This is a genomic window from Ornithinibacillus massiliensis, assembly GCF_018310345.1.
In the GTDB taxonomy this organism is placed as follows: Bacteria; Bacillota; Bacilli; order Bacillales; family Amphibacillaceae; genus Ornithinibacillus; species Ornithinibacillus massiliensis.
On the sequence record NZ_JAGXBY010000003.1, the window covers coordinates 560,937 to 584,853 of the forward strand.

27 protein-coding genes are annotated in these 23,917 nt (G+C 37.8%); 7 read left to right on the top strand and 20 right to left on the bottom strand.

What is annotated here, in order from left to right:
* Positions 1-31: 31 nt before the first annotated feature.
* Complete coding sequence (gene uvsE, locus KGF86_RS11420) at positions 32-985, top strand: UV DNA damage repair endonuclease UvsE (protein ID WP_186870810.1); 954 nt, start codon at positions 32-34, stop codon at positions 983-985.
* Positions 986-995: 10 nt separating this feature from the next.
* On the opposite strand, the gene KGF86_RS11425 is transcribed toward uvsE (KGF86_RS11420), so the two are convergent.
* Positions 996-1,562, bottom strand: coding sequence for a DUF6434 domain-containing protein (locus KGF86_RS11425; protein WP_211741938.1), 567 nt, complete (start codon positions 1,560-1,562; stop codon positions 996-998).
* 74 nt (positions 1,563-1,636) lie between these two features.
* Between KGF86_RS11425 and uvsE (KGF86_RS11430) the strand changes: the two genes are divergently transcribed.
* Both uvsE (KGF86_RS11430) and KGF86_RS11435 read left to right on the top strand, forming a co-directional pair.
* Positions 1,637-2,602, top strand: coding sequence for a UV DNA damage repair endonuclease UvsE (gene uvsE, locus KGF86_RS11430; RefSeq protein ID WP_211741939.1), 966 nt, complete (start codon positions 1,637-1,639; stop codon positions 2,600-2,602).
* A gap of 116 nt (positions 2,603-2,718) precedes the next feature.
* Complete coding sequence (locus KGF86_RS11435; RefSeq protein WP_246521476.1) at positions 2,719-3,342, top strand: HAD-IA family hydrolase; 624 nt, start codon at positions 2,719-2,721, stop codon at positions 3,340-3,342.
* Between the two features lie 88 nt (positions 3,343-3,430).
* On the opposite strand, the gene KGF86_RS11440 is transcribed toward KGF86_RS11435, so the two are convergent.
* The 8 genes from KGF86_RS11440 to KGF86_RS11470 all read right to left on the bottom strand — a co-directional run bounded on the left by KGF86_RS11440 (position 3,431) and on the right by KGF86_RS11470 (position 9,046).
* Positions 3,431-3,946: a DinB family protein gene (locus KGF86_RS11440; protein WP_186870807.1), complete on the bottom strand. Its 516-nt coding sequence runs from the start codon at positions 3,944-3,946 to the stop codon at positions 3,431-3,433.
* A gap of 201 nt (positions 3,947-4,147) precedes the next feature.
* Positions 4,148-5,119: an NAD(P)-dependent alcohol dehydrogenase gene (locus KGF86_RS11445; protein WP_211741940.1), complete on the bottom strand. Its 972-nt coding sequence runs from the start codon at positions 5,117-5,119 to the stop codon at positions 4,148-4,150.
* Between the two features lie 95 nt (positions 5,120-5,214).
* Positions 5,215-5,796: a Crp/Fnr family transcriptional regulator gene (locus KGF86_RS11450; RefSeq protein ID WP_186870805.1), complete on the bottom strand. Its 582-nt coding sequence runs from the start codon at positions 5,794-5,796 to the stop codon at positions 5,215-5,217.
* Positions 5,797-5,907: 111 nt separating this feature from the next.
* A complete protein-coding gene (locus tag KGF86_RS11455; RefSeq protein ID WP_186870804.1) occupies positions 5,908-6,069 on the bottom strand; it encodes a DNA/RNA nuclease SfsA in 162 nt (53 codons plus the stop codon).
* A gap of 161 nt (positions 6,070-6,230) precedes the next feature.
* Positions 6,231-7,364, bottom strand: a complete 1,134-nt coding sequence (gene tnpB, locus KGF86_RS11460; protein ID WP_211741941.1) for an IS200/IS605 family element RNA-guided endonuclease TnpB — start codon at positions 7,362-7,364, stop codon at positions 6,231-6,233.
* A 142-nt stretch (positions 7,365-7,506) separates the two neighbouring features.
* Complete coding sequence (locus tag KGF86_RS19330) at positions 7,507-7,656, bottom strand: DNA/RNA nuclease SfsA (RefSeq protein WP_186870802.1); 150 nt, start codon at positions 7,654-7,656, stop codon at positions 7,507-7,509.
* 6 nt (positions 7,657-7,662) lie between these two features.
* Positions 7,663-8,079, bottom strand: coding sequence for a DNA/RNA nuclease SfsA (locus KGF86_RS11465; RefSeq protein ID WP_246521479.1), 417 nt, complete (start codon positions 8,077-8,079; stop codon positions 7,663-7,665).
* Between the two features lie 205 nt (positions 8,080-8,284).
* The gene (locus KGF86_RS11470) at positions 8,285-9,046 is read right to left on the bottom strand and encodes a class I SAM-dependent methyltransferase (protein ID WP_211741942.1); all 762 of its coding nucleotides are present in this window, start codon (positions 9,044-9,046) and stop codon (positions 8,285-8,287) included.
* Between the two features lie 289 nt (positions 9,047-9,335).
* Between KGF86_RS11470 and KGF86_RS11475 the strand changes: the two genes are divergently transcribed.
* A complete protein-coding gene (locus KGF86_RS11475) occupies positions 9,336-10,502 on the top strand; it encodes an MFS transporter (RefSeq protein ID WP_246521481.1) in 1,167 nt (388 codons plus the stop codon).
* 49 nt (positions 10,503-10,551) lie between these two features.
* Here KGF86_RS11475 and KGF86_RS11480 read toward each other — a convergent pair whose 3' ends face one another.
* The gene (locus tag KGF86_RS11480) at positions 10,552-11,925 is read right to left on the bottom strand and encodes a hypothetical protein (RefSeq protein WP_211741943.1); all 1,374 of its coding nucleotides are present in this window, start codon (positions 11,923-11,925) and stop codon (positions 10,552-10,554) included.
* A 319-nt stretch (positions 11,926-12,244) separates the two neighbouring features.
* Between KGF86_RS11480 and KGF86_RS11485 the strand changes: the two genes are divergently transcribed.
* Positions 12,245-12,622, top strand: coding sequence for an SET domain-containing protein (locus KGF86_RS11485; RefSeq protein ID WP_186870799.1), 378 nt, complete (start codon positions 12,245-12,247; stop codon positions 12,620-12,622).
* Between the two features lie 92 nt (positions 12,623-12,714).
* Positions 12,715-13,155, top strand: coding sequence for a cell wall hydrolase (locus KGF86_RS11490; protein ID WP_211741944.1), 441 nt, complete (start codon positions 12,715-12,717; stop codon positions 13,153-13,155).
* 121 nt (positions 13,156-13,276) lie between these two features.
* On the opposite strand, the gene KGF86_RS11495 is transcribed toward KGF86_RS11490, so the two are convergent.
* The 3 genes from KGF86_RS11495 to KGF86_RS11505 all read right to left on the bottom strand — a co-directional run bounded on the left by KGF86_RS11495 (position 13,277) and on the right by KGF86_RS11505 (position 15,196).
* Positions 13,277-13,573, bottom strand: coding sequence for a rhodanese-like domain-containing protein (locus tag KGF86_RS11495; RefSeq protein ID WP_425516485.1), 297 nt, complete (start codon positions 13,571-13,573; stop codon positions 13,277-13,279).
* A 242-nt stretch (positions 13,574-13,815) separates the two neighbouring features.
* A complete protein-coding gene (locus tag KGF86_RS11500) occupies positions 13,816-14,070 on the bottom strand; it encodes a GlsB/YeaQ/YmgE family stress response membrane protein (RefSeq protein WP_186870796.1) in 255 nt (84 codons plus the stop codon).
* Positions 14,071-14,254: 184 nt separating this feature from the next.
* Entirely contained in the window at positions 14,255-15,196 is a 942-nt protein-coding gene (locus tag KGF86_RS11505) for a Gfo/Idh/MocA family protein (protein WP_246521483.1), read from the bottom strand.
* 154 nt (positions 15,197-15,350) lie between these two features.
* On the opposite strand from KGF86_RS11505, the gene KGF86_RS11510 reads away from it, so the two are divergent.
* On the top strand, positions 15,351-15,866 hold the full coding sequence (locus tag KGF86_RS11510; RefSeq protein ID WP_211741946.1) for a CueP family metal-binding protein: 516 nt from the start codon (positions 15,351-15,353) through the stop codon (positions 15,864-15,866).
* 113 nt (positions 15,867-15,979) lie between these two features.
* On the opposite strand, the gene KGF86_RS11515 is transcribed toward KGF86_RS11510, so the two are convergent.
* From KGF86_RS11515 to KGF86_RS11545, 7 genes are all read right to left on the bottom strand, one after another.
* Entirely contained in the window at positions 15,980-16,537 is a 558-nt protein-coding gene (locus tag KGF86_RS11515) for an alpha/beta fold hydrolase (protein WP_211741947.1), read from the bottom strand.
* Between the two features lie 21 nt (positions 16,538-16,558).
* Positions 16,559-17,035, bottom strand: a complete 477-nt coding sequence (locus tag KGF86_RS11520) for a hypothetical protein (RefSeq protein WP_186870793.1) — start codon at positions 17,033-17,035, stop codon at positions 16,559-16,561.
* A 98-nt stretch (positions 17,036-17,133) separates the two neighbouring features.
* Positions 17,134-17,376 (bottom strand): hypothetical protein, encoded by a 243-nt coding sequence (locus tag KGF86_RS11525; protein WP_211742035.1) that lies wholly within the window; start codon positions 17,374-17,376, stop codon positions 17,134-17,136.
* A gap of 104 nt (positions 17,377-17,480) precedes the next feature.
* Entirely contained in the window at positions 17,481-19,406 is a 1,926-nt protein-coding gene (gene abc-f / locus KGF86_RS11530; RefSeq protein WP_211741948.1) for a ribosomal protection-like ABC-F family protein, read from the bottom strand.
* 434 nt (positions 19,407-19,840) lie between these two features.
* The gene (locus KGF86_RS11535; protein ID WP_186870791.1) at positions 19,841-21,013 is read right to left on the bottom strand and encodes an MFS transporter; all 1,173 of its coding nucleotides are present in this window, start codon (positions 21,011-21,013) and stop codon (positions 19,841-19,843) included.
* Between the two features lie 198 nt (positions 21,014-21,211).
* A complete protein-coding gene (locus KGF86_RS11540; protein WP_211741949.1) occupies positions 21,212-23,161 on the bottom strand; it encodes an FtsX-like permease family protein in 1,950 nt (649 codons plus the stop codon).
* Positions 23,151-23,912 carry an ABC transporter ATP-binding protein gene (locus KGF86_RS11545; RefSeq protein ID WP_211741950.1) on the bottom strand — a complete coding sequence of 254 codons (762 nt, stop codon included), beginning with the start codon at positions 23,910-23,912 and terminating at the stop codon, positions 23,151-23,153. The genes KGF86_RS11540 and KGF86_RS11545 overlap by 11 nt, the downstream gene beginning before the upstream one ends.
* Between the last annotated feature and the right edge of the window lie 5 nt (positions 23,913-23,917).

Sequence of the window (23,917 nt, forward strand, 5' to 3'; positions counted from 1 at the left end):
ACTATATATTGTCAATCAAGGGGAGTCTTACATGAAAATCCGGTTTGGTTATGTTGCAAACGCACTTGGCTTATGGGATGCTAGCCCTTCTAAAACACTGACCTTTAAACGATATTCTGCTCTTCCTAAGCATGAACGGCTAGCTACATTACAAGCAGTCACAGCACAGAATTTACAGCACACGAAGCGAATTCTATACTATAATATTGCACACGAAATTGAGCTCTATCGTTTCTCAAGTATGCTTGTCCCTTTGGCTACACATCCCGATGTACGCTGGGACTTCATTACGCCCTTTAAGAATGAGTGGGAAGAATTAGGTCAACTAATCAAGAGATACAAGATACGAACAAGCTTCCATCCCGGACAATATACCCTCTTTACCAGTCCAAGAAAGGAGGTTACGTTAAATGCAGCGGCGGATATAGAGTATCATTATAAAATGCTTGAAGCAATGGATATCCTAGAAACATCCATTATGAATATTCATATTGGTGGTGCATATGGAGATAAAGAGCATAGTTTAGTGAGATTTCACAAAAATTTAAGGAGTCTGCCTGATGACATTAAATATTTCATGACACTAGAGAACGATGACAAAACCTATAATATCAAGGAAACATTAGATGCTTGTGAAAAAGAAGAGATTCCGATGATCCTGGATTACCATCATTACATGGCCAATAAAGGGGACGCCGAACTGGAAGACTATTTAACTCGGGTTTTTAATACTTGGAATCACCGAGACATTCCGCCAAAAGTACATATCTCTTCACCAAAATCAGAATCAGCCTTTCGTTCACATGCTGATTATGTTGATGTTGAATTTATACTTCCATTTTTAAAAATCGCAAAGGCCCTAAATCGAGACTTTGACATCATGATCGAAGCAAAACAAAAGAATCTTGCTATGCTTCAATTAGTTGATGATATTGCCAAAATCCGTGGAGTAAAGCGAACCTCAGGAGCCTCGATAGTTTGGTAATATATCTAATTTAACTGGGATTATATTGGTTACTTCCTGGGCGTTTTTTTATTTCATTCCAGGCCTCAATCGCCTTTTCGCGACTTTTCCCTTGATTTTTTGGATCAGCATAATAATCACGAATAAACCGATTATATTCAAATTGAGGTGCAATTTCCTTTTTATAGGAAGGGTCTTTCTTTCGTTCTTCCTCTTCATACCAAGCTTCTACTGCATCACGATATGTATTACCGACATTCGTCTTAAAATAGTTTTGAATATGAGTAGAGAAATGAAAATTGGGAATAATCGTCTTAAAGAATGCTCTGACAGTTTGACTACAACGGTGATTTTCTGTAATAACTGTTTCTAGAGATAGCTGGGAACTGAGGACTCCCTCTGCCTTTTGTCTCGACTTTCTATCAGGCTTTAGTATCTCCCCTGTACGAAGGAAAGTTTCGATTCGATTGGAAATCTCGAGCTTAGAACCAGTTGCGCTTATCCCATGTTCTCTACAGAATACTTGTAACTCTTCCTTTAGCCAATAAAAATCTTTATACCTATCCACATGCAATTTTTTTGATAATTTCGGTCTCAAACTATGCACCTCCACATTCATTATAGAACATTCGTTCTCTTTTAACAATATATTTTTACAAGAGGTGACACATCATGACACTTGTACGACTTGGTTATGTAGCCATGAGCATGGAATTGAAAAACGCATCTCCATCTCAAACAATGACTTTTACGCAATTTCAAAAAATAGCGGACCGAGATGCAGCCATTCGAAAATTAGAACGAATTGCACGCTCAAACCTAACGAATACATTGCGATTACTAAAACATACTGTTGCATCCGAAATCCACTTTTACCGATTAACTTCAAGACTGATTCCACTAGCATATCATCGGGAGCTTTTGGACTGGGATTTTATCATGCCAATAAAAGATTTATTAAAGGAAATTGGTACATATATTCAAGAGCACCAGTTACGGGTCGATTTCCACCCAGATCACTTTGTGTTACTTAACTCCCCTAATAAAGATGTGTTTCACCAATCAATCCTAACCTTGAAAATGCATTATTTGATTTTAAAGGCAATGAAAATAGACCGTACCCATCGCTGTGTTATACACGTTGGGGGCAAATATATGGATAAGGAAAAATCTTTGGAGCAGTTTATAGAAACCTGGATGGATGTTCCAACAGGTATCCAGAAGCTAATTATGTTAGAAAATGATGATACCTCATTTACATTAGAGGATATGCTTTACCTTTGTCAGAAGCTTAATATCCCACTTGTCTTTGACTACCACCACCATCTAGCCCTACATCAAGATTCGAATTGGCAGCGGCACTGGGATAGTATCGTACAGTCATGGGAACATTCTCCACTGCCTATTAAGATGCACATATCTAGTCCAAAAAGTGAGAAAAGTTTTCGTCACCATGCTGATTACATCGATAGCAAGCTCTTTTTTGACTTTTTACATGAAATAAAGGGGTCCATCCCCCAAATTGATTGTATGATTGAAGCAAAGCAAAAGGATAAAGCGCTGTTTAAGCTAATGGAGGAAATTAAAAATCGGGATGATGTTGAAGTGGTTGATGGCTCTTCTTTCAACCTAAAGTAAATTGCCGCTTAAGCTATTTTGGGCATTATTTTTAATATGATGGAGCATATGCTATAGTCTAGAGGAAGGTAGGTAAATACGTTGTTCTCCTTCTACCGTTTTGGAATGGAGTGTAAATGGTGATCAAACATGTAATTTTTGACTTTGACGGAACACTTGTCGATTCACTTGAAGTATTAATATCCAGCTGGAATAGTCTTTGTAAGAAACATAATCTAAAAGAAATAAAGCATCATGAAATACCTGTCCTCAAACAACTTTCACTTAAGCAAAGGATGAAGCATGTAAATTTTTCGATGTTTAAACTACCTATTATCGCACCGAAATTATATAAATTATATCAAGAATCGTTACACGAGCTACGTTTATTTGATGGAATGAAGTCTACCTTACAACAGCTTGATCGTAAAGGCTATAAAACTAGTATCATCTCCTCTAATTCAAGAGATAATATTATCCGTTTCTTAAAACGCAATGAGGTCACAACGATCGAACGTGTCTTATGTTCTAGTAGTATCCTTGGTAAAGATAAGCTCATCGATAAATATCTTAGTGAACATAAGTTACATCCGTCTGAAGTAATTTATATCGGGGATGAACAAAGAGACATCCTTGCCTGTAAAAAATCAGGGATTAAAATTATCTGGGTTGGCTGGGGATATGATTCCATTGAAGCGATTGAAAAGCTAAAGCCCGACTTTCAAGCCAAAACGCCAGATGATATTTTAGCAATAATTTAAGACTTACCCTCAGAGTAGAAGCAGATATATAATCCCTGAGGGTAGCTTTTCTTTCCATTTCCATTTAAAAACACGCTACAACGAAATTCTAGCGTGTTCCGTAAGCCCATCTTCCCATAATCTCTTTAATTTGTTCAATATGCCGTTGTTCATGCAATGGTACTGTCTCAACCCACTGGTGTAAGGAAAGTAAACCAAACCTAGGATGGACAACTGATTTTTCATTTAGTACAGTACAATCTTCCAAGCTATCCATCGTTTCATGTAATTTTTTCCTAGTATTTCTCAACATGTCAACCATCTCTTGCAACTCAAACGGGCCACCACCTGGCTCTACTACCTTTGGTGCATGTGCCTTCTTCGACCGATCTAAAATTAGCTTAATATCTTTCGGATCACTCTTCGTACTGTTATCCTCCCGTAACCCATACTTCACCGCTTTTATCGTTGCAAGTTCGAATAATGCTAGATGATGGCAAACCTGAGCAACGCTCCACTTTTCTTCATTAGGTGTCGCATTAAATTGCTCAAAGCTTAATCCTTCAATCAATCGCAGTAGCGCTCCTCTTGTTTCCTGGAAATAATCTGTAATCACCTGACTCATCATAATCCTCCTTGAAGGCGTCTAGTAAAAGTCCCTTCTTGAATCCATTCTAAAATTTTCAGGGTGACATGATTGCCACCTACATACACATTATTCCAATTAGGATATGTATATGCTTATAAGTTGGCATGGATATTGAGTCAGGAGGAGAAAAATAGAATAGGCCTATAGCTAAGGGCAGTCACCCGGGACTGCTCTTCCTTAACAAATCGTAATGACAACCTTACCTTGACTATGACCTTCTTCAAAATACATGAGCGCCTCTGGGACTTCTTGTAGTGAAAAGCTTCTATCGATAACTGGCTTTACTTGCCCCGCTTCAATTAGCTCCTTCATCCTGATTAAATCCCCCTGGTTCGGTCGTTGCAAAAAAGTAGCTATTTTTTTATTCCCAGTCATCGAAATAAATGGTCCGAAAAGCATTGTTTTATACATTTGGCTTTCCGTACCACCTACATGAATAAATCGACCACCGGACTGAAGTATTTGTTTATAGGTTAAAAGACGCTGAGAACCATTGACTCCAATGACCAAATCATATAACTGTTCCTTATCGTCCAGTTTTTCCTTCTTGTAATCTATTACATGATCAGCACCTAGTGCATGTGCAATGGCCACATTTCTTGTACTGACAACCGTTGTCACCTCTGCACCCAAAGCTTTTGCAATTTGAACCGCGAATGTTCCAACACCACCTGATCCCCCGTGAATAAGCACCTTCTGTCCAGCTGTTACGTTGCCAATATCACGGATTGCCTGTAATGCGGTAGTCGCCGCCATAGGTACTGCTGCAGCATCTTGAAATGATAGATTACGAGGTTTATGTGCAACAGCCTTCTCAGGCGCTGTTGCGTACTCTGCAAAAGTCCCCCATCCACAGCTAGACAGGTCACCATACACCTCGTCGCCAATCTTAAACTCTGTTACCTTTTCCCCTATGGCCTCTATCGTTCCTGCCATATCCCCTCCTGGAATTGGGAATTTTGGCTTACGAAGTCCAAATGCAAGCCTAGCGATATAAGGCTTTCCTCTCAGTAATACAATATTGCCATAATTCACGGATGCCGCATGAATTTTCACCAGTACCTCATCCGCTTTCGGCGCCGGTTTTTCCACTTCCTTTAATTCTAGCGTATCTGGTGCTCCATATTTCGAAGTAATAATTGCCTTCATCTTCATCCACCCTCAGTCCTTTTTAGATTATCATAATGGACACTCATCCTTCAGGCATTGACTTAAGTTAAGATGAGGGTGATATGGATAAAATATTATTGAATTCGTTTTTTAATTCTACTTAATGACTCTGGTGTAATTCCTAGATAGCTTGCCAGTTGATGCTGGGGAACACGGGTTATGAGGTCTGGCCTGTTTGTGATGACAGATTTGTAGCGCTCTTCTGGGGATAAACGAAAGAATTGAGCAAGTTCATTTTGAGTCTGACCAAGATATCCTTCCATCATACGCCGGGTCATCGTTTCAAGCTCCGGAAAGTCAAGATACATCTCTTCTTCTCTCACCATGTCAGAAACAACTAACACGGAATCCTCTACACAAGTTAACGAGTAGTTAGAAACTTGGCTAGAATCGCCAAAGTTCGCTAATAATATTGCCTGTTCCTCTGTGTAGAAATTGGAGGTGATTTCTTTACCGTCTTCATCAATATAGAATTGCCTCACACAGCCTGCTAGTACGAAATAACAATCCGTAGTGGTGTCTAGTCGATATCCTTGCTTCGTTAAGTCCGTTCCTTTCAAAAAGCGCTCCACCACGATTTCATTGATAATAGCTTCTTGCTCCGCTTCACGCAGATTCGTATGCTTAGCCATATACTTATATAGAATTTCCTTCATGGCCATTCTCCTTTACGAATATAATCTCTTCATTTATCTTATCATTATATTCATTTGCAAAATATTAAATTTATATATTTTAGAAAATTAATACTAGCTCTAATAGGAGTTTCACAATGAAACTAGAACAGCTTGATCTATAGTTAATTCGTCCTCCTTCACCACCGTATCATACGCTAAAACTTGTACTCCACATTCAGCTGCGCTTACTAATACGTTGGCAAATGCTTCATCCATCTTAAAATGAGGGATCAGTCGGTCACATCCTTTCATTTGTACAACAATTGAACTACCCCCACTTAACCTCCTTTCAGGATGTTTGAAGTGGGGGATTCTTGGGAACAGAGCGTACTTGTTCGTGGTCTTTCTTAACTAACAGCGGTTTCTCTTCTTTACCAAGCTATCCCCGTAGTCCCTACGGTTTTATAGGTTGCTTAAGCTGAAGCTACGATTCGTAATCCTTCAGCTAGAATATTGTTACTCGCATTGATATCTCGATCATGATGCATGTGACAAGCTGGACAAGTCCATTCCCTTACCTCAAGCGACTTCTTGCCAGTGTGATGTCCACAAGCAGAACATAGTTGACTGGATGGAAAGCCTCTACTTATTTTCACCAGGGTTTTACCATACCAATCCGCTTTGTACTGTAATTTCGTCACAAAACTAGACCATGATACGTCAGAGATAGATTTCGCTAGTTTATGATTGCGCAACATTCCTTTCGTGTTCAAGTCTTCGATACAGATGACATCGTGGTTTTTGATGATGGCTGTACTTAACTTATTCAGGAAGTCGGCACGTTGATTCAGCACTTTTTCATACAATCTTGCTACTTTTCGTTTTTGTTTTTGATAGTTTTTGGCACCGAGTAAGTTGATTCCGTTGTTTTTCGCATGCAAAGCACGTCTGGATAGTTTGCGTTGTTCTCGTTTTAACTTCTTTTCCATGTTGGAAGTGAACTTGTTATTGTCAATCTTGTGACCATCAGAAAGAATCGCAAAGTCCGTGATGCCTAAGTCGATTCCGATAGCGGATTCTGTTTTTACTAATGGTTGTACGTCTGTTTCTGCAAGAATAGAAATGAAATATTTTCCGCTTGGATTACGTCTAATGGTAACATTGATGATACGACCATGTACTTCACGGCTTTTGGTAAAGCGAACGAGTCCTAATTTAGGTAGTTTGATTTTGTTCCCTTCCATGGAGATATTTCCGTTGGTCTGCTTCGTTGTGTAGGATTGAACCAGATGCTTTTTGGACTTAAATCGCGGGGCTTTGTTTTGCTTTTTGAAGAATCTGGAGAAGGCATCGGAGAGGTTTTGGAGTGAAGATTGGAGGGCAATGCTGTCTACTTCTTTTAACCAGCTTGCTTCTTTTTTCAACTGAGGTAGTTGAGCAGAACAAGCGTTATACGTCAGTCCTTTTCCGGTTTGTTTGTAGGTGTCGTTCCACTTTACTAAAAAATGGTTGAAGACAAAACGAGAACAGCCAAGGGTTTTCACAATCTGTCTTTTCTGTTCTCTCGTTGGATAGATACGGAATTTGTAGGCTTTTTTGACGAGCATTGCTTTCACCTCTTTCTGTATCACGATACCTCTATTATACCATATGTTGCATGGTGGATAGGTCATTTCAGGGAAGAATGTAAGCACTTGAATAGTCGAACAATCGAGATGGCAAGTGAGCCATCTCTTGTCCGAAGGCGATTTATCTCCCACCTACGCATTTCCCATTCCTTGAGGTGGGAGTCTTCTCGCCTATTGATGATAAAATAGTCGCCTGATATCCTTCCTTCTTTGCTTTTATCAGCTCCTGTACATGCTTTGTCCCTCTAACTGTTGGTGCATCTGGAAACATGGCTAATCACCGCTCTTCTAATGTTACTCCCTTTACTTCGATAAACCCTTTCTCACTGCCCTTTTCATAATAAAAATCAAACCGAGAAGCGCCATAGGATACTTCTCGCTTCAGTACGTCTACCTTTCCAAGCTCCTTCATTCTTCCCTTCCTAATTGCCTCCAAGACAACTCTATTTGGTGCTTGGGAGTCAATGTTAACTAACCGACTATACTTCCAAACCGCAATAAGAGAGAATTTTGTTTTTCGATTGGGATTCGTACTTAATTCCATGACTACTTCCGCTCCAGGTACAAGCAGTTCTTTCAAACGACCTGTATTTTTAATATGGACATGCTCCATCACACCATCAATGATGACTTCGGCAATGAATCGATTTACTTTTCTATGTAATACTCCTGTGATTACTGTTCCATACTGCATAACAACACTTCCCCTCCATTTTCCTATTTATGGTTTGTGTATACCATGCCTCTAGCGATAAAAAGGTATTACACATGAGGATTGTATGATGAAATGGAGGCTGGGACAAAAGAAATTTTTCTTAAAGGAAAACCGAATGGTGAGCAAGTATCGTGTATCATTCGGTTTTACAATCTTTTCGTTATATCCCAGCCCCTAGTTATGACTACTTTCTCAACTTAAACACCATAAAGGTAGCACAATTCAAATCCTCTTCATATCCAGGATACTCCTTTAATACCTCCTTTGATGGCTTCGGTTCCACTATATCCTCAATCGTAAATCCGGCACTTATTATAGCTTTCACATAGCTTGAAAGTGTTCGATGATAATATACGATTGGCTTATTGGACTGAATTGGTAAACGCTGATCATATACCCCTTCATAAAAGTACCTGCACACCTTCCAGTATTCTTTCACTCCTTGTTCATTACGAATCCAACCACTATCCGGCGTGATAAAACAAGGGTGAAGGATGGAGAAGACGAAGCTTGCACCTGGTTTTAACAAGCGGTACATTTCTTGTAAGCAGCTTTCATAATCCTCTAGATCTTGAATGACCATATTCGAAACACTGGTATCAAATTGCTCATCATCTAGAAAACTAAGATTTTCACAATTTCCGTGATAATAGCCGATTTCCAAATCTTCTCGGGTTCGTGCTTTAGCCAGTTCTAACATTTTTTCTGAGTAATCAATTGCCGTTATCCTTGCCCCTTTATCTGCTAAAATTCTGCTAAGATAACCTTCTCCACAGCCTGCATCCAATATCAACTTCCCATCTACGTCCCCTAACAAGGAAAAGATAGTAGGATTTAAGAATAATACACGACTGCGGTCACCAAATTCACTATATCCAGCAGTAAACCTTTCTGCATGCAGATTCCACCGCTTAATGGCTTCCTCTGTTGGCATTGTCCGTTTCATCATAGGACCTCCTTAAGTCAAATAATTTCCGTAACGTTACGTTCCTGTGCACAACTTCATTCTCCCATAGACAAAAAATTAATTATAGACTTATAATTTAATTTTTTGTATCATGTAGATAGAGGCTTACCTACTTTAGAAATGATAGTTAAAGCCAGAAATCAAACAATGATTTCTGGCTTTTTTACGTTTATATACATATCAATCATACGAATTTTACATTCACTTCACGGAAAAGCTCGTCTTAATATGCTTTGTCCAGCATATATTTTTCTTGAGGTGAAGAAAATTGAGAACATCAGTAGATAAACTACACATCTTTGTTATTATGTTTTTCGTTAGCTTGGTGATGAGTGTGCAATCCCCTATCTTTGCACCTTATGCAGCGAGTATGGGAGCATCCGGTGTGCTAATCGGCGTCATGTTGAGTATTGCAGCATTTGCTAATTTAACAGGGAATTTAATAGCAGGTCCATTATCCGATCGGTTTGGTAAGAAAGGATTTATTGCTTTGTCTTTATTTCTATCTGGCTGCCTCTTTCTCGGACATGCACTTGTTTCCGACTCTACTAGTTTACTAGTTGTTCGAACGCTCAATGGGCTATCCTTAGCCTTTTTAATTCCTTCTGCTTTGGCCTTGCTATCAGGGTATGCAAAAAATAGTCACCAACAAGGGAAAAACATCGCGATTATGGGGATTCTTGGTACGATTGCTAGTATTATCGCACCTATTATCGGTGGACAGTTAGGAGCTCAAATTGGCTATGCGAATACGTACTATGTAATCGGGACCTCCCTCTTACTAACAGCTCTTTATACTGCTCGATTTTTAAAGGAAAAGCAGAGTATTATTAGGGTTAATCATGAACAACAACTAGGTTTTAGACAAGTACTACAGATGCCGAGTTTACAGATGGTATTTCTTACTGCTTTTGCTGTGATGTATATTCATGGGGTAATAATTTATGAGGTTCCGTATTTAACAGTTGAACAAGGGCTTTCTACTGCAACGACAGGTGTATTATTTAGTTTTATGGGGGTGGGAACCTTTGCCTCATCAGTATTATTTTTCCTTAATCGCTTTGATCCGACGAAACGGATGCTGTTTGGATTATTTGGCATGGCTTTGAGTATTTTTACCATATTAAATGCCTTAGTTGCCCTTCCGTTATCGTTATTCTTACTAGGGTTCTTTTTAGGAGTGATGATGCCAGCAATGGCAACCGCCATTACTAATGCGGTCTCAAGTGAAGGACATGGTCGGGCTTTTGGCATTATGTCTGCAGTCAATTCACTTGGTATGATAACAAGCTCGTTCATTACGGGGGCTACTCGTGATGTTATTTCTCCTTATTTTGTTGCGTTTTTAATTGGAATGGTCGTACTGATTTTAGTTGGGTATGCAAGACTTAAATTAGCTAACCCTACATCATCCAAGATGCTCCAACGCTATTAATCATTCATCCCCCCTGGACGGTACATACAGGGGGGATTTATCTTGTAATTTATTTTTCTACTTTCTCCAGTTCATTCACAAATGCTGGTTTTCGCTCATAAGTATCTTTTAATTGCTGAACTATGCTAGTAAACTTTTCGTCTCCACAAGCTTCTTTATAGACGACTAGCCTCCTACATACCTGACGGTATTTCTTTCTATCAGCTGCATCCTCTGCTTCCAATAAAATATGTTGCATAAAAATCTCTTCCACTCTATCCCGATAATCGGCAATTAAATATGGATAAAGCTCCATAATGGTAGATGGCGCTTGCTCCACATACTTTAATATTTTATCACTACGATTCTCAAGCTTTGCGATGTACTCATATACATGGGGAAGGTAATTGGACGATTTCCCTTCCAATAATTCAAATATCTTCTCTAGGGCAGTCTGCCATTCACTTGGAGAATACAAATCCTTTAGCTTTCCATATGCCTCATATTCATTATCTAATACAAATTCTATCAGTATATCTTTTTGCTTTTCCATATCTTCTATAATCTCATAGACTTGTAGTCGATATTCTTTCCATTGCTTTACTAGACCTGGATATTTACTGTCATTCTCTTCGCCCTCTTCACAAAGCTGTAAGGCTGTTTCATAATTTTCATTTTCAATTGCTTTTTCAATAGCCATTTTCCGAAATTCATCATATTCTATGTGGTGATGAACAAACTGGCTAGCCTGTTCCATTTCACCATTCCGTTCCATTATCTTTAACTGAAGCTGTAGGATGGCTTGTTTATCATAATCAGATGAAAGAGAAGACATATCACAAACTTGGCTTAACAGCTTTTCTAATGTTTCCTCCAGCTTCCTTCTTTCTGAAGAACGAGCAGAATAGATTGTACAAACATCTAATAGCTCATAACGAGTATCGTTCCATCCATCATAACGTTTGTGCATCGCTTCCTTTAGAATTAGATCAAAAGCCCTTTCCTGTCCACGATGATTTAAGGAAAGCAGTACGAGGGATGAGGCATCCTGAAGTAGGGTGATACCTTCATTTATAACAAAGCCAATCTCTCCATTAGAATCATCCGTATATTGAAGCATATCAATCACGATTGATAATACCGTAATTCCTAGTTCAACAGCTAGCTCCTCTTCCCCATTTACCAGCTTATCCCGTCCTTTATCAAGCACCATCTCAGCACCTTGTAGAGCAGCATGTACATTACGTCTGGAAATAAAACCTTGCCGTTTATTTTCATTTATATATTTACGAATTAATTGTTTACTTGCTTTTACTTCATCATTAGGCGTAACTAATTTAAATTCGATTTTCTTCGCAATATCCTGATCGCCCTCAACAAGCTCCATAATTAATTCAACTAATTCCTTTTTGGTTAGCTTTGATACTTCCTTCTGTAAATCCAAGCTCTGGACCCCTCTCTAAAACATCCATATAGTTCTAGTGTAGCATAACTCCACTGTGTAGTTCACATGAGCAATGTAAACTTATGTTCATCACTAGTGAATGCTATGAATAAACTGTATCCGATGCACTTTTCATTTTATGTACTTCAACCAAAGGACTTATTTTTCAATCGATTTTGCTTTGACGCAATAGGATAAGTTCGAAACGGGTACACTAAAGATTACAAAGTTTGCTACATTTAGTTTACCTAAACTATAGGTCCAAGTGCTGGATTAATGTTACAGTATAAAAGAAGACAAAATCTTGAGGAGAACAAATATGATTGAAATCAAAACATCTTCTGTTAGTGATGGAGAGTTTAATAGAGGAGTATTTGCTACACGTGCAATTAAAAAGGGAGAGCTATTACATGAGGCACCTGTTATCGCTTATCCTAATGACCAGCATCAATTTATTGAAAAAACATTACTCGCCGATTATGCCTTTGAATACGGCATAAATCATACAGCCATTCTTCTTGGATATGGCATGCTATTTAATCATTCCTATGAACCAAATGCAATTTATGAAATTAACTTTGATAATCATACATTTGACTTTTATGCATACAAAGATATCAAAGCCGGTGATGAAATTTTAATCAATTACAACGGAGAGGCAGATGATCAAGAACTGCTTTGGTTTGATCGGGATTGATTAATCCTTGACTTTATAATTTTTTAAAAATATCCTTTCGTCCAAATGAACCATTGCCAATATTTTTCATACTATTTTAAGAGGTGATGAAAATGGCAAGAGTGAAGTATAACGATAATGATATTGATTTAATGGCTAGAATGATGCGTGCGGAGGCAGAAGGCGAAGGAAAGCTTGGCATGCTAATGGTTGGAAATGTTATTGTCAATCGATTAAAAGCGAATTGTTTAGACTTTGTAGATTTACGATCAATACCGGATGTCATTTATCAAGTGCAGGGTGGAAACTACTCATTTGAAGCAGTACAAAAAGGGAATGTTTTCTATAATAGAGCACGAGAATCAGAAAAAAGATTGGCCAAACAAACACTAGACTATTGGAGAGAGCATCCTTCTAAGTATGCGCTTTGGTACTTTAATCCGTATGCTCCATGCCCTCCTACCTGGTATGATCAGCCATTTGCTGGCCAGTTTAAACAGCATTGCTATTATGAGCCACAGGCTGATACATGTGAGAGTGTTTATATATGGTGATTCCCATACTTATTGTGGGGATATACAAAAGCAGTTCAATTTATAACAAATTGAACTGCTTATTTTTTACCATTTCCTATTCGAAAGGAGAAAAAACCGTATTTATAAAGAAGCAGAGTGCTTACTCGACTTCTCCTTCCCAATCCAGCATTCCACCAACCATATTCGTAACATTATAGCCACGCTCTGTTAAAAAAACTGTTGCGTTTCCACTTCTTGCGCCAGAACGACATACCATATAATAATGGTCATTTTTATCTAATTCTTCAAGACGTTCAGGAATTTGACCTAGTGGGATATGTTTTGCTCCTGGAATTTTCCCCATTGCTACCTCTTCATCCTCACGAACATCAATGATATTCAATGCTTCCCCTGCCGTTAGCTTTTGTTCTAGTTCCTTTGCTGTAATTTCTTTCACGATTACCATTCCTCCAAGTAATTTACTAATAGGTTTATCTTATATAGAATGGAGAGGCTTTGCAATATCTCTGCTTCATAAATTGTAAATCCTGAAGATAAGGGGAGAAATCCTGAAAGACCCCCTTCAAATCCTGAAGTTATAGTGTGAAATCCTGAAGAATATGTCAACTAGGATTTTTTTTACTGTATTCCTTGAATAATTGAAAGAACACCCAGCCCTGTAGCGTGGGTGTTCTTATATTAATCAGCCTTACGCATTGCTCTCATAATTAAACTAATCACAAAGATTAGGATAATGGCTCCAATTAGTGCCGGGATAATGTTATATCCACCTATTTCTGGACCCCAATCACCAAGTAAAAACGATCCAATCCATGCTCCAATAATTCCAGCAATAATATTACCAAATACTCCACCTGGTACATCCCTGCCGACGATAAGGCTACCAATCCAACCAAGAATACCTCCAACAATTAAACTCCAAATGAAACCCATGATGAATTCCTCCTATGTCAAAATAGAATTATATCTATTATATGTTTATCCAATATAGAAAAATTTAAACACGACATAATAAATTTTAACGTTCTACTTACTCTCTAGAGTAATTATGGTATTTCATTTTCATCACAAAAAACTACCAAATGTTAACGAAACACTTGGTAGGTAGGACTGATTTTTACATTTTCCTTAATTGCTCTAACACACGCTGTGCCTTAAAGCCGATTTCAAAATCATAAATCTCTGCTTCTTCCCCTTTTGTTGCTTTTACTAACTCATCTATTAGATTGTTATATGGTTGATGTTCAAAGGAAATTTCTTTCGGCTCTTCACCGTTTTTCCCGGCTCTAATAATACCCCAGTTATCTAAGGATAATGAACCTTCTGTACCATAGGCTGTGAATCCAATATATTCCTTACCTGGGATTTGGCTTAACCCCTCAATGAGGACTGGGGTACCATCTGCAAGTTTTGCGGTTGCTATAATACCTGTTTCACATTTAGAAGGATCCTCTGGTAGTTCTAGTTGTGTTCGGATATCATTAACATCGCCAAACATCTTTACTATTTGCTGGATAAAATGAACGCCAACCTCCAATACAAACCCACCTTGTTCACGGCCGCCTACCCAGTTGTTTTGCTGCCATGCTCGTGGCCATTGTGGAAAGTGCATAGAAAGCTGTAATCGACGTAACTTTCCAATGTATCTTTCTTGCATCATTTCCGCAAATTTATTGGTTGCTGGCTCGTAATTTAATGGGAAATTCATCGCATGTACAACATTCGCCTGTTTGGCAGTATGGAACATTTCTTCTGCCTCTTCTAACGAATTAGCTAAAGGTTTTTCACAGAGGAGATGCTTTCCTGCTTTCAATGCCTCCATAACGATGGAATGGTGAAGTTTTGGTGGTACTGCCACATAAACTAGCTCTACTTTCTCATCTGCAATTAACTGTTGGTATTCTGTATAAGCGTTAATTCCACCTAAATCATTTGCTGTTTTCATTGCTAATGGTTCCATTTGATCACATACCGCAACAATTTCAACTTCCTTATGTTCTGCAAAGCGCTTAATGAGTCGTTGTCCAATTGCACCAAGACCTATAATTCCTATACGCATGATCATTTCTCCTTTACCTGTATGAGACTCTATCTCTTTCGATAATAATAGTACCATAAAGCTGAAATAAGTATGAACTTTTCGTGAATTGGGCAGTACACGGAGCCTTAATATAGTAAAATACGTATTAGATGATAAGCAGGAGTTGAAAAATATGAAAAAAGCTCTAATCGGCATAAGCAGTATATTACTTGTTCTTATACTAGCAGCTTGTGGTGATACATCGCAGGAAGATAAGAAGGATATTAAGGAATTAGTCCATGAGTATAGTGTAGGAAGTCATGAAGATGTATCTGCTTCTATCAATTCACAAGAACTGATTGTGACAGATCATAATCAAAAGAAAGAAACATATCCTCTTCCAGAAGACGAGTTTTTTGTTTCTATTGCTCCATTTGAAGAGTCAACTCATGAATGTGCGATCCATAGCTTAACAAGCTGCCAGGGAGAGTTAGTGGAAAAAGAATTTAATGTTTATATTGAAGATGAAGAAGGCAATGTCGTGGTGGATGATACCTTTACATCATTTGCCAATGGATTTATAGATTTATGGTTACCACGTGACCGAACATATCAAGTGAAGATTGAGTATGATGGCAAAGCCGCTGAATCAACAATATCTACTTTTGATGGTGATAATACATGTATTACAACAATGCAATTATTGTAAGGTACAAAAGTATGTAAAAAATAAACCCGAATGAATACCACGATTTTAATATCGTGCTTCATTCGGGTTGACGACTACTTAAGTCCCCGCCCTTCTCATTATTACACTTTTATTTATCGCAACAAGCTTCGGACATCCCTAACTAACTCAGGTAATCCATTCTCAAATAAATGATCGGATCCATCGAGTATCCTACAAGTACTTCGAGTTAATTTCTCTGCTAATACAATATGGTGTGAAAAAGGTACAATTTCTTCATTTCTGCTGTGATAAAGGAATATATGAGGTATTTTCTTGAGGTGCTGTTCAAATGCTTCTTGGAGAAAAAAGTCCTTCCGTTGCCAATCATCATCTATTCCCCAGAATGGTGCTGCTACAATAAACAAGCCCAATACTTTCACATGATAAACTTCCTCAGAGAGATATTTTAATAGAACAGATCCTCCTAAAGAGTGCCCTACTAATACTATCCCTCCAGAGTGTTTAGCCAACGCCTTGTCCAGTTCATTCTTCCAATCACTGTATTTTGGATCTTCTGGTGTTGGCATTTTCGGAGAATTGACTTCAGCGTCATTGCCAAGACCATTCCTTACATACTTTATTAGGTTACTACTCCCTTGATTTTCCCCTTGGGGACCAGCACTATGTATAAACATTAACGCTGGATTCATGGTTATCCCCTCCTCCTTACCTTAGGCTGTTTTCTCTTTTCTTATAACCTTATCAACTAAATATTGCAAGCCGTATAATAAGTATGCTTTATAATGCAAGTAAAAAAAGAACTTTATATGGCTTAACCGTTTAAGCCCAACGATCTTATACTTTTTCAGAATATCAATCCCAAGAAAAGCAAAAAGTGCATCTGCAATTGCGTTTACTAGGATAAACTTTTTAAAGTTACCATATGTATATTTCATAATCCACATCGATAGTGGCATATATGGTCCAATACTAAATGGAAGTTCATCCTTATAGAATGCATCCTTTTTATCAAAAAACTTCCACCAATTTCGGCGATTTCCATACAGATGATTTAGGATCTCAAACCCAACAATGAAAAAACCTCCTATTGCAAACCGCTTAAAACTTCTCTTGCCAATAAACAGTAGCGTCATCCAAGAGAAAATAATCATCCCAAGATTAAACCATAAGTGCCGCTTCGTAATCATAAACATTCACCTCAACCTACTTTTAATTTCTTTTTTAACTTGTCCAACTATCATCAAAAAAAACTAAAAAATGGTTGAGAATGAATTACCAATTCAACTTACTCCGTGCAATTACATTCAAATTCCTTAAAGTAAAATTCTTTATATAATGTAACATCACCCTTAAAATCTGCTGAATTGGCTATAAAAACTTTAACGACTGGGGCGATGTCCTGTTTGGCAATTTCCGCTACTTGTTTTTCCATTTCCTTAGTTGAATCGAGCGGGTATTGATTCATATCTTCGTATAAGTCGTTGTGTACACATACATCATAGGTTACTGCTAGATAATACGTTTCCATTTTCACTTAGTCTACTCCTTAAAGGTTGTCTTGTTCATAAATGATAGTAGTGTCAGTCTCCCTAGCAACAATAACAGAGACTGACACTGTCTAAGTAGTAGAAATTAATCACTTGAACCTAACCATAAATCCGTTGCTACATTCAATTCCTCGCTGAGTTCTACTTTTCTATTATACAAATCTTGAAGATGCTGATAGTCAATTTGATCTGCAGCCATAGCTGTGTCAATGTCTTTAATCTCCCTTTCGAGTAATTCTATTTTGACTAGCAGCTTTTCTTTATCGAAAGCCTTCTTCTCTTTTACAGGTTTCCGATCCCTTTTTACTACTTGCTTCGATGGAGGTGCCGATACACCTTGGTTGCTTATTTTTTCCTTTTCCTGTTTATAATAATCATAGTTGCCTAGATAGCTTTTTAGCGCATAGTCCTCCACCACAATGATTCTATCACTCAGTTTATTAATAAAATAACGATCATGCGAGATAAAAAAGATAGTACCTTGAAAATCCTCCAATGCCTCTTCAAGGGCCTCAATGGAGTCAATATCTAAATGGTTGGTTGGCTCATCCAAAATTAATAGATTTATTTCTTGATAAAGTAAAATCGCTAGCTTCAACCGAATTCGCTCTCCACCAGATAAATGTCTAACCCGCTTATATACACTCGATTTATAAAACATAAATTTTGCTAAATACTCCCGTGCTTTTCCTTCTAGTATAGAAATATTTTCACGAAAGACTTCAATTAACATACGGTTTTCCTCTTCAAAGGTAATCTTTTGTGGCAAATAGGCTACCTTAACGCTTGCACCTAATTTAATTTCCCCAGTATCTGGTTGTTCTTCCCCTAGTAGCATCTTTAGAAATGTAGTCTTGCCACTACCATTCGGTCCAATTAACCCTACTCGTTCACCATAATGAACCATAAGCTCCGCCTCTTTAAAAATTACCTTCTCTCCATAGCACTTAGAAAGCTTGGTTGCTTTGATTGTTTCTTTCCCCGAACGTTCGACCTCCTTAAAGCCTAATCTCATATTTTTTCTATCAGTTGATGGTTTATCAAGACGTTCCATTTTCTCTAATCGTTTCTGAATACTTACAGCCCTTCGGAAAAACTTATTATTATCAGCACGAATCGCCCAGTCTCTTAAATCCTTTACCGCACTCTCCATCGCATTAATTTTTTTCTGTTGCTGGCGATATTGCTCTAGCTGTATCCTTATATTCTCCTCCTTTTGACTGACAAATGAGGAATAGTTACCCTTGTAACTGAATGATCGTTTATCTTCTACTTCCACTATTTTCGTTGCAACATGGTCAAGAAAATAGCGGTCATGCGATACAATGAGCACAATTCCCTGATAACTTTTCAGATAACTTTCTAACCATTCAATGGATTCCATATCTAAATGATTGGTTGGTTCATCCAATAATAAAATGTCGGGATTATGAATAAGAAGTTTCCCTAAAATAACAGTAGTTTTCTCCCCACCGCTTAGGATATCAAATTCTTTATTTAGAAAGCTCTCATCCATTTTTAGCCCCGTACACACCTTGCTTAACTTTTCTCCCCTGTCATATCCACCTTTTAATTCAAAGACTTGAACGACGTTACTGTACTTATTCAACGCTTTCTCTAATGCGGTACCTTGTAATGCTTCCATTTGTTCTTCCAGATCTCGCATTTGCTTTTCTATTGCATCAATTTCTTCAAAGGCTAGATTTAAAATATCGATAACCTTCAAGCCTTTTGGATACTCGGGCATTTGCTCCAAATAAGCAGTAGTCGAGTTATTTGGGACTATCTGAATGACCCCCTCATCGTAACCATAGCTTGAGGTTTGTGGATAGCCTGGGTAATAATTCATTGGCTCTAACCCAGCTATAATCTTTAGAATGGTGCTTTTCCCACTACCATTTACGCCAACTATACCTATTCTATCCCAGTCAAATGCTTCAAACGTAACATCCTCTAATACTAATGTTGCTTCCATAAATTTTTTCAAACCGTTTACTTTAAGCTCTAACATGTTATCTACCTTCTTTCGTCCAGTACGTTACACCATTGCAAGACAGACTAAGAAGACTACTACTCGTTAATATGAAAAAAGACTATAAGAAGATATCGCTTCTTACAGTCTAAAAGGGTAGTTTTATAGCTATAGGTATCCTATAGTAATCATTCCATCCAATAAAAGAGAGCAAAAGTCATGCCCAAAGTGTATTAGATAGTTTTTTCCCATTTTCAGTAAGTAAGTCGCCTTATAAATTGCCTGATTCCTAATGGCATAACAAATAAACCTAACTAAAGGCTAATTGATACGTTACACATTAAAAATCCCTATTAATTACATTAATTAATAATTAGCAATTTGTTGGCATCATTTTCTTACTTACCCCCTTCTGAATTTCCTTAATTATCGCACTTTTTCTTCATATTGTAAATAGACCCTTTTCGATAATCCTAAATTTGTCGGGACGAGCCTATCCCAGTGTCCCTGCTTGCATAAACGCGATACAAAGATAAGGCTAAAACAGATAATATTATACCAGTAAGGTAAGGCAATCCAATTGCTACGGAATATAAAACTCCACCGATAACCGGACCAATAATTCTCCCCAAGGAGTCGAATGAAGATAAGTAACCCGTCGCCATCCCATGTCCCATATTCGATTTCTTTGTTAGTAATGAAGAAACACTCGGTCTAATAACCCCATTACCGACTCCGAATATTGCAAGAAATATGGCAGCTGTAGTAAAGTTTTCAATAAATAAAAGGAGTCCAAAGCCAACCGCAGAGACGATAATCCCGGCTTGTATAATAGTAGCTTCACCATATTGTTTAGTCAGTTTCCCCATTGATCCCTGAACAGTTGCACTGGCAAGTCCCATTATCATAAAAATATAACCTAATGATACACTATCTAATCCTGCCTTTTCTGCCGCAAAATAGGCAAATGTTGCTTCTAGCCCGGATAAAGATACCGAAATAACGAATTGAAGGAAGTATAACATTGCCATAGACCCACCAAGAACATTCCCCCATGATAGGTTAGATCGCCTACTCCGCTTGTTAGAGCTAATCCGTAAAGATTCTTGTAGGGTAAAATATACGAAAAGTAACGTAATAAATGACACCGTACCAGCAATATAAAACGGGGTGTGCAAATGAATTTCTGCAAAAATCCCACCGATTGCCGGGCCAAAGATAAACCCAAGCCCAGTAGCAGCCCCGATAATTCCCATACCTTTACTACGCTCTGCTTCAGACGTAATATCAGCAACATATGCCATTATAGTAGGCATGTTTGCTGCAGATAAGATTCCCCCTATTATCCTTGCTAGAAACAGCATCCAAATTTGAGTGGAAAGAGCCAAAATAAAAAAGGAAAGGGACAGACCAAATATCCCAATCATGATGACCGGTTTACGGCCAATACGATCCGATAATTTCCCCCACATCGGCGCAAATATAAATTGCATGAGTGAATATACAGCCATCAATAATCCAAGCTGAGTAGGTGTTGCGCCTAGTTCCTCTGCATAAAACGGGAGGACTGGAATAATAATTCCAAAACCAACCATCACAAGAAACATCGTTAAAAACAAAATCGGTAGTACTTTATTTAGCTTCAATCTAATTCCACCCTTGGGTAAGAGAACGTGGATAACGTAGCATCCTTTTTTCTCTATATCGTTATTTAATCCATCTATCGTTAGTATACCATCCGTCTCTCTTCCCAATCATGTCGAAATTAGTACTCCTGTGATCCTATTTTGTATTTCTCAAAAAAGAGAGACTACCAAATCATGGTAGTCTCCTATTTAAATAGCTTACAGAGCTTCTTTTATCAATCGCTTATAGTAGACAACGGAAAGAATGCCAAAGATGGAGTAAAGTAATGTATAAAGCACCATTACGATAATCATTGGAACCCACAATTCCGTACCAAACCAGAACCAGCCTGATTTCACTGCAAAGTAGCTATGGCTTAGTCCTACTAGGAGCGGTATACCAAAATTAAACAGTTGCTTTATCTTAATTCCATTTAGCAAATCTGTTTTGGTAAAGCCTAATTTTCTAAGAATCGTATAGGTTGATTTCTCTTGTTCGCCCTCATCCATTTGTTTGAAATAAAGGATACAGCCAGAAGTAATTAAAAAGGTTAACCCTAGAAAAGCAACCACAAACATAATTAATCCCAAATTCTGCTTCTGATTATTAAAGGTCTCTAATAGTGACTCATGACCTGCCCACTCACCAACAGAAGACTGAAAGATTTCGTTCGCCTTTACAATATCGCTCTTATTATCAATATCAATACCTATGGAAACTGTAAATTCTGGCATTATCTCAGGATCTATATCGTCACTTAATTGTTGAAAGACTTTATCATCCACAACCGTAATAGGAAATCCTCCATCTCCAACGCGTGTTGGGATAACAAATTTATCCTTCATCACCTTGTTTAAATTCAAATCATACGAAGCTGTTTTTCCAGAAACCGTCATATTACCAGTATGGAAGGACATAAATGTTTCGATAGCTGAATGAACCCCAATAAATGCTGCTTCACTTTCCTTTACATCTAAACCTTCTACATCATGATCTGATACAATAATGACTGGTATTTGACCGTCATCGCCCATTGTATTCATTTCTGCTAAATTCGTATCGACAACATTGGTTAAATCTGCATTAGCAGCTACCATCTTAATGGTTGTTTGATGATAATCAATCTGACTTTCCTCTAATAAAGTGGTAAATTCCTCTGCATGCTCCTCATTTGGAACCGAGAAGTCATACACAACCGTTTCTTTCGCTGTTTTTTCTGCCGAGTAATAGGATATATACGATAAAGATAGTAACCCAATAGCGAGTGCTGATACTGTCGTTATGACGGTTAATAACAACGAATTAGACTTCATGCGAAACATGATAGAAGATAACGATAGAACCTTGTTGACTGATAGGTAGCCATTATCCTTCTTCCGAATGAGATTAAATAGAAAGCGAACAGACCCCTTATAAAAGAAATAAGTTCCGATAATAACCGACCCAAGAATAACTAACATAACGATAAACATCTGATTTATCATGATAAATTGCCCATCGAATAACTTTGTTGATAAATAATATCCTACTATAATCAACGAAAGCCCAAATATTCCTACTAAAATTTCCAAAAAAGATACTTTATGCTTTTTCTCTTCAGATGTTGATGTCGTATGGAATAACGATAAAATCCGTTGCCGTTTAATATACCAACCGTTAAAAATCATCATAACGATATAAATAGCGGCAAATACAATCAAGGTTTGCGTCAGGGCTTCCGTTGAGAATTGAAGCTGTGCTACTTCATCAACACCGATTGTTTTGAGTAGAATCATCATAATCAGTTTAGAAGAAGAAAAGCCAAGAAATATTCCTAGAGCTAGCGAACCAAAGTACAAGGCGAAACTTTCTAATCCGACAATCCAAAAAACATTTCGCTTTGTTATCCCCACTAATTGGAATAAGCCAATTTCTTTTCCTCTTCGCTTAATAAATAGATTATTAGCGTATACGAGAAAGACGGTAACAATAACAATTAATAGTACAGAGGCAGTCTTTATTGCTGCTTCTCCTTTAATAGATCCCTCAGCCGCATCCATTGCTGGGTCAAATTGAAGGGTAACAAAAGCAAAATATAACGATACACTAAACACAAGTGCAAATACATATAAATAATAGTTTTTCATGTTCTTTAGTAAATTACGAAAGATGAGAGATTTAAAGCTCATTCTGTACCCCACCTAACACACCTTGTGTCTTAATAATATCTTGAAAGAAATCCTGCCTACTTTCTTCCCCACGACTTAATTTCGTGAACACTTGACCATCCTTTATAAAAATGACACGACTACAGTAGCTAGCTGCTAAGGGATCATGGGTAACCATCACAATGGTAGCCTCTAGCTTCGCATTTAAATCACTTAATTTATTCAATAAATCTGATGCCGATTTTGAATCGAGTGCCCCGGTGGGTTCATCTGCGAAAATGATACTAGGCTGATGAACAAAGGCACGAGCTGCTGAAGTTCTCTGCTTCTGACCACCAGAAATTTGGTTTGGATATTTATCCTTCATATCATAAATACCTAACTCCTTTGTGACCCGTTCAAACATTTGCTGTGCTTCCTTTTTCGGAATTTTATTAACGGTTAGTGGTAACATAATATTTTCTTTAACCGTTAACGTATCTAATAAATGATAATCTTGAAAGACAAAGCCTAGATGACGTTTTCGAAATTCTGCTAGTGCCTTATCCTTCATTCGCGTAAATTCCTTGCCTTCTACACGAATCGAGCCCTGTGTGACACGATCAATGGATGAAAGGACATTTAGTAGGGTCGTTTTACCAGAACCGGAAGGCCCCATAATACCGACAAATTCCCCCTTCTCCACATCCAAATCAATTCCTTTCAATACCTCTTGTCGATTCCACTTATTTCCGTATGTTTTGACTATATTTTTCGCTTCTAAAATACTCATCCATA

Excerpts from the sequence above, each read along its gene's own strand:
- KGF86_RS11465 (WP_246521479.1), bottom strand. The coding sequence starts at position 8,079 with ATGCAGTATGGAACAGTAATCACAGGAGTATTACATAGAAAAGTAAAT.
- KGF86_RS11510 (WP_211741946.1), top strand. The coding sequence starts at position 15,351 with ATGAAAAAAGCTCTAATCGGCATAAGCAGTATATTACTTGTTCTTATA.
- KGF86_RS11440 (WP_186870807.1), bottom strand. The coding sequence starts at position 3,946 with ATGAGTCAGGTGATTACAGATTATTTCCAGGAAACAAGAGGAGCGCTA.
- KGF86_RS19330 (WP_186870802.1), bottom strand. The coding sequence starts at position 7,656 with ATGTTTCCAGATGCACCAACAGTTAGAGGGACAAAGCATGTACAGGAG.
- KGF86_RS11545 (WP_211741950.1), bottom strand. The coding sequence starts at position 23,912 with ATGAGTATTTTAGAAGCGAAAAATATAGTCAAAACATACGGAAATAAG.
- abc-f (WP_211741948.1), bottom strand. The coding sequence starts at position 19,406 with ATGTTAGAGCTTAAAGTAAACGGTTTGAAAAAATTTATGGAAGCAACA.
- KGF86_RS11540 (WP_211741949.1), bottom strand. The coding sequence starts at position 23,161 with ATGAGCTTTAAATCTCTCATCTTTCGTAATTTACTAAAGAACATGAAA.
- KGF86_RS11515 (WP_211741947.1), bottom strand. The coding sequence starts at position 16,537 with ATGAATCCAGCGTTAATGTTTATACATAGTGCTGGTCCCCAAGGGGAA.
- KGF86_RS11525 (WP_211742035.1), bottom strand. The coding sequence starts at position 17,376 with ATGGAAACGTATTATCTAGCAGTAACCTATGATGTATGTGTACACAAC.
- KGF86_RS11470 (WP_211741942.1), bottom strand. The coding sequence starts at position 9,046 with ATGAAACGGACAATGCCAACAGAGGAAGCCATTAAGCGGTGGAATCTG.
- uvsE (WP_186870810.1), top strand. The coding sequence starts at position 32 with ATGAAAATCCGGTTTGGTTATGTTGCAAACGCACTTGGCTTATGGGAT.
- KGF86_RS11505 (WP_246521483.1), bottom strand. The coding sequence starts at position 15,196 with ATGCGTATAGGAATTATAGGTCTTGGTGCAATTGGACAACGACTCATT.
- KGF86_RS11500 (WP_186870796.1), bottom strand. The coding sequence starts at position 14,070 with ATGGGTTTCATTTGGAGTTTAATTGTTGGAGGTATTCTTGGTTGGATT.
- KGF86_RS11435 (WP_246521476.1), top strand. The coding sequence starts at position 2,719 with ATGGTGATCAAACATGTAATTTTTGACTTTGACGGAACACTTGTCGAT.
- uvsE (WP_211741939.1), top strand. The coding sequence starts at position 1,637 with ATGACACTTGTACGACTTGGTTATGTAGCCATGAGCATGGAATTGAAA.
- KGF86_RS11520 (WP_186870793.1), bottom strand. The coding sequence starts at position 17,035 with ATGATTACGAAGCGGCACTTATGGTTTAATCTTGGGATGATTATTTTC.
- tnpB (WP_211741941.1), bottom strand. The coding sequence starts at position 7,364 with ATGCTCGTCAAAAAAGCCTACAAATTCCGTATCTATCCAACGAGAGAA.
- KGF86_RS11445 (WP_211741940.1), bottom strand. The coding sequence starts at position 5,119 with ATGAAGGCAATTATTACTTCGAAATATGGAGCACCAGATACGCTAGAA.
- KGF86_RS11455 (WP_186870804.1), bottom strand. The coding sequence starts at position 6,069 with ATGAAAGGATGTGACCGACTGATCCCTCATTTTAAGATGGATGAAGCA.
- KGF86_RS11485 (WP_186870799.1), top strand. The coding sequence starts at position 12,245 with ATGATTGAAATCAAAACATCTTCTGTTAGTGATGGAGAGTTTAATAGA.
- KGF86_RS11490 (WP_211741944.1), top strand. The coding sequence starts at position 12,715 with ATGGCAAGAGTGAAGTATAACGATAATGATATTGATTTAATGGCTAGA.
- KGF86_RS11450 (WP_186870805.1), bottom strand. The coding sequence starts at position 5,796 with ATGAAGGAAATTCTATATAAGTATATGGCTAAGCATACGAATCTGCGT.